This window comes from Streptomyces albidochromogenes, from assembly GCF_005981925.1.
Taxonomy (GTDB): Bacteria; Actinomycetota; Actinomycetes; order Streptomycetales; family Streptomycetaceae; genus Streptomyces; species Streptomyces albidochromogenes.
Genome location: NZ_VBVX01000417.1, coordinates 1 through 4,885, shown reverse-complemented (window position 1 = coordinate 4,885; position 4,885 = coordinate 1). Strand labels below are relative to the sequence as shown.

Genomic DNA, 4,885 nt, shown 5'->3' with positions numbered 1-4,885 from the left:
CGCCATGACAGCGCCGCACGCCGCCGCAGGCGATCCGTACCCCGCCTACCCCGTCGGACTCCGCCTCGCCGGCCGGCGCGTAGTCGTCATCGGCGGCGGTCAGGTCGCCCAGCGCCGTCTCCCGGCGCTCATCGCGACCGGCGCCGACATCGTCCTCGTGTCCCCGTCCGCCACCCCCTCCGTGGAGGCGATGGCGGAAGCGGGCGAGATCCGCTGGGAGCGCCGCCCGTACGCCGAAGGCGACCTGGCAGCAGCCTGGTACGCCCTGATCGCGTCCACCGACACCGCCGCCAACGCCGCCGCCTCCGCCGAGGCGGAACGTACCCGCACCTGGTGCGTGCGCTCCGACGACGCCGAGGCGGCCACCGCCTGGACCCCTGCCACCGGCCGCTCCGAGGGCGTGACCGTGGCCGTCCTCACCAGCGGAGGCCCCGACCCCCGCCGCACCGCCGCCGTACGGGACGCCATCGTCGAGGGCCTGCGCGACGGCACCCTCGTCGCCCCGCACCACCGCACCCGTACCGCCGGCGTCGCCCTCGTCGGCGGCGGGCCGGGCGACCCGGACCTGATCACGGTGCGCGGCCGCCGCCTCCTCGCCGAGGCCGACGTCGTCATCGCGGACCGCCTCGGCCCGCGCGACCTCCTGGACGAACTCCCGCCGCACGTCGAGGTGATCGACGCCGCGAAGATCCCGTACGGCCGCTTCATGGCCCAGGAGGCCATCAACAACGCGCTCATCGAGCACGCCAAGGCGGGCAAGGCCGTCGTACGCCTCAAGGGGGGCGACCCGTTCGTGTTCGGCCGCGGCATGGAGGAGGCCCAGGCGCTCGCCGAGGCCGGCATCCCGTGCACCGTGGTCCCCGGCATCTCCAGCTCCATCAGCGTCCCCGGCGCGGCCGGCATCCCGGTCACCCACCGGGGCGTGGCGCACGAGTTCACGGTGATCAGCGGCCACGTCGCCCCCGAGGACCCGCGCTCCCTCGTCGACTGGAAGGCGGTCGCGGGGCTGCGCGGCACGCTCGTACTCCTGATGGCCGTCGAGCGGATCGGCGCGATCGCCGAGGCCCTGACGACGTACGGCCGCTCGCCCGAGACCCCCGTGGCGATCATCCAGGAGGGCACGATGGCCACCCAGCGCCGCGTGGACGCGACGCTCGCGACCGTCGCCCAGACGGCCAGGGCCGAGGACGTACGCCCGCCCGCGGTGATCGTCATCGGTGAGGTCGTCACGGTGAACCCCCCGGGGGCAGGCCCGGCGAACCCTGCGGAAGCGGGCCCGGACCAGCCCGCGCCGAACGAGCGGTAACCTCCGGTAACCGAACCGCCGCCCCACCCGTTGGCACCGTATCCAGGACAAGGCAGTATCACCCTGTGGCTGATCTCATCACCATCGACGACCCCGACGACCCGCGCTTGAGCGACTACACGGGCCTGACCGACGTCGAACTCCGGCGCAGGCGCGAACCCGCCGAGGGCCTCTTCATCGCCGAGGGCGAGAAGGTCATCCGGCGGGCCAAGCACGCCGGGTACGAGATGCGGTCGATGCTGCTGTCCGCGAAGTGGGTCGACGTCATGCGCGACGTCATCGACGAGGTCCCGGCCCCGGTGTACGCCGTCAGCCCGGACCTCGCCGAACGCGTCACCGGGTACCACGTGCACCGCGGCGCCCTCGCCTCGATGCAGCGCAAGCCGCTCCCGACGGCCGCGGACCTGCTCGCGTCCACGCGCCGCGTCGTGGTCATGGAAGCGGTCAACGACCACACCAACATCGGCGCGATCTTCCGCAGCGCCGCCGCGCTCGGCATGGACGCCGTGCTGCTGTCCCCGGACAGCGCCGACCCGCTCTACCGCAGGTCGGTCAAGGTCTCGATGGGCGCGGTCTTCTCGGTGCCGTACGCCCGCCTCGAGTCGTGGCCCAAGGACCTGGAACAGGTACGGGAGGCGGGCTTCAAGCTGCTCGCGCTGACGCCGGACGAGAAGGCCACGGTCGTCGACGAGGCGGCCCCGCACCGCCTGGACCGGGTGGCCCTGATGCTCGGCGCGGAGGGCGACGGCCTGTCCCGGCAGGCGCTCGTCGCCGCCGACGAGTGGGTACGCATCCCGATGGCGCACGGGGTGGACTCGCTGAACGTCGGCGCGGCCGCCGCGGTCGCCTTCTACGCGGTGGCGACGGGCCGCCCGCGCTCCTGACCGGTGCCCCGAGGGGCGTGCCCGGGGCTCACAGCAGCCGTGGGCCGTCCTGGGCGGGCCGCCGGTCCAGGTCCGTGGTGACGCCCGCACTCCTCGCCGGCCCCTGACACCCCTGCGCCGCCGCGATCCCGAGGGCCACCAGCAGCGTCACCACGACGAAGACGACGAGGCGCTGGCGCAGCAGCCTGGGGTTGGCCGGACGCCGCCCGGCGGACGTGGTCCTGGTGCCCGGCCTCGTTCCGGGCCGGGTGCCGGGCCGCCCGTTCGTGCGGCCACCGGAACGCGTCGTACTGCGCCCCGCCGAGGGGCGGGAGCCCGGTCGCTGGGCCGAGGAGCGAGGGGCGTGCGCGCGCGGCGCGGGCGTACCCGGCGTGCGCCCCCGCTCGGTCTCCTGGTCGGCGTACCGCTCGGCGAGCCGCCCCGTGGGCCGGTCGTGATCGGCACGGGGATGCGGCGGGCGGGCGTCGCCGACGCCCTGCGCCTCCCGGGCCGCGATCTCCTTGAGCCGCATGGAGAGCTGGAGCGTGCTGGGGCGCTCCTCGGGGTCCTTGGCGAGGCAGGCCCGCACCAGCGGCGCGAGCGCGTCCGGCACGCCGTACAGCTGCGGCTCCTCGTGGACCACGCGGTACAGCATGACCTCGGAACTGCCCTGTCCGAAGGGGGAGTCGGCGGTCGCGGCGTACGCCAGCGTGGCCCCCAGCGCGAACACGTCCGTGGCCGGCGTGACCGCCGCGCCGCGCACCTGCTCGGGGGCGAGGAAGCCGGGGGAGCCGACGGCCGTGCCGACGTGCGTGAGGGTGCTCGCCCCGGTCGCCCAGGCGATGCCGAAGTCGATGATGCGCGGGCCCTTGGGGGACAGCAGGATGTTCGACGGCTTGAGGTCGCGGTGGACGACACCTGCCTCGTGCACCGCCAGCAGGCCCTCCGACAGCGCCGCGCCGATGGACGCCACCTCGGAGGCGATCAGCGGCCCTTCCTCGGCCACCTTGTCGTGCAGCGAGGGCCCGGGTACGTACTGGGTCGCGAACCACGGACGGTCCGCCTCCAGATCGGCCGCGACCAGCCGGGCCGTACAGCCGCCGCGGATCCGTCGCGCGGCCGAGACCTCGCGCGCGAAACGCGACCGGAACTCCTGATCCTCCGCCAGATCCGGCCGGATCACCTTCAGCGCCACGCGCTGCCCCCGCCGGTCGGAGCCCAGATAGACGACCCCCATGCCGCCCGCTCCGAGCCGCCGGTGAAGCCTGAACGAGCCGACGACACGCGGGTCCTCGCGCCGGAGCCGCATCATCGCCATGTCCGTCCCCTACCTCTGGTGGGGCCTTCCCCACTCCGCCGCTGACCGGTCCGTTCGACGTCGCACAGCTTACGTACCCGTGGCCCGGTGTGCTCATAGGCCGCGCCCTCGCGAACCGATCGATTGTCAGTGCCGGGTGGGAAACTTGAAGAGTGGTCAGAGGGCGGCGGATCCGCCGCCCCCGGCCCGTGCGAAGTCTCAATGGTCCGTCGCAGAAGGGGGATTGGATCAATGAAGGGCGATCGCGTGGAGATAGTGGTGGACGCGGGGGACACGACCCGTACGTACGAGGTGGTGGCCAGCCGGGCAGGCCGGCGGGTGGAGACAGCGGTCCGCAGGGGAGTGGTGGAAGTGAGCGAAGTCACCCGCAGCGGCTCCGTGGTACGCACGGCGCGCTTCATGGCGACCAGGGTGCTCGCCCTGGTCGAACAGCCGGTCCCCAGGGAGGACGCCTCCGAGCAGTCCTGACACCGCGAACGCGCGCGGGGCGGGGAGCGCCCCCTCCGGGAAGACCCCAAGAGACGGGGCCGCCTCTCCACCCTGGGGAGTACGCGGCGGGGTGGCCGCTCATCCTCCGGGAGGCCCGGCAATCGGTACGCGGGCATGACGCCCCGGTCCCGGCACGCCCCTAGTGTTGAGGTCAAGCGGCGGGTGAAGCACTCGTCCCCCGAGGTCAGACACCCGCCGCTGCCAACACACGACAGGAGAGGGACCATGGCGGACACGGCATCACGCACGATGATCCGTACGCACGGACGCAGGGCATCCGCCTCGTTCGGCAGCCGCCCTTCGGGCACCCGCCACCCCCTGGTGGCGACGGCCATGGTCCTTCCCCTCGCGGCACTGCTCGTCGTCCTCTTCGGAGGCTGGGAAGCAGTGGTCACCCAGGCGTCGTCCGTGGGCGTGATGCTCGGGCGCTGAGCGGCGCCCACGGCCCCGGTAGAGCGGACCGGGCCAGGACATCCGGCCATTTCAAAACCCCGTGGGGACGGGGGTGCGGCGGACGGCTGCGTTTGCCCGGACAGCTGGGGAGCTGTCCGGGCAACGCCTTTTTCCCGCCGGGACGCGGGCCCCGCGCTGCGAGGCCCCGCTGCCCGGGCCCGGGCCTGCCCCCGTTCGGGCAGGGGCACGAGGGGGAAGAGCCCCACGGCACGTAGGCTCCCGGTCGGCACCACGCGCACATCACGCACACCACACCACGCACGCACACCGCACCAAGCACGCACACCACGCGCACACGGCAAGCCGCACCGCACCACCGCACCCAGCAAAGCCGCCCCACACCGCGCCCAGAGCAAGACCCGCACCGCGACACCGCACCGCAGCCCCGGGGGAGCCCGTGACCGTATCCGTCGCGCAGGCGCTGAGCGCCGTCGCGCACGCCGCCGCACCCCACCC

At 73.9% G+C, this 4,885-nt stretch carries 5 protein-coding genes; 4 read left to right on the top strand and 1 reads right to left on the bottom strand.

What is annotated here, in order from left to right:
- Window positions 1-4 precede the first annotated feature (4 nt).
- Together cobA and E2E34_RS31490 are read left to right on the top strand one after the other, a co-directional pair.
- Complete coding sequence (gene cobA / locus E2E34_RS31495) at window positions 5-1,306, top strand: uroporphyrinogen-III C-methyltransferase (RefSeq protein WP_138905263.1); 1,302 nt, start codon at window positions 5-7, stop codon at window positions 1,304-1,306.
- A gap of 65 nt (window positions 1,307-1,371) precedes the next feature.
- The gene (locus E2E34_RS31490) at window positions 1,372-2,190 is read left to right on the top strand and encodes a TrmH family RNA methyltransferase (protein WP_138905262.1); all 819 of its coding nucleotides are present in this window, start codon (window positions 1,372-1,374) and stop codon (window positions 2,188-2,190) included.
- A 28-nt stretch (window positions 2,191-2,218) separates the two neighbouring features.
- Here the strand turns inward: E2E34_RS31490 and E2E34_RS31485 are convergent, their stop codons facing one another.
- Window positions 2,219-3,487 carry a serine/threonine-protein kinase gene (locus E2E34_RS31485; protein ID WP_138905261.1) on the bottom strand — a complete coding sequence of 423 codons (1,269 nt, stop codon included), beginning with the start codon at window positions 3,485-3,487 and terminating at the stop codon, window positions 2,219-2,221.
- 231 nt (window positions 3,488-3,718) lie between these two features.
- On the opposite strand from E2E34_RS31485, the gene E2E34_RS31480 reads away from it, so the two are divergent.
- Window positions 3,719-3,955 (top strand): DUF8836 family protein, encoded by a 237-nt coding sequence (locus tag E2E34_RS31480; protein WP_138898723.1) that lies wholly within the window; start codon window positions 3,719-3,721, stop codon window positions 3,953-3,955.
- Window positions 3,956-4,201: 246 nt separating this feature from the next.
- Complete coding sequence (locus E2E34_RS31475; RefSeq protein ID WP_138905260.1) at window positions 4,202-4,408, top strand: hypothetical protein; 207 nt, start codon at window positions 4,202-4,204, stop codon at window positions 4,406-4,408.
- The last annotated feature ends 477 nt before the right edge of the window (window positions 4,409-4,885 follow it).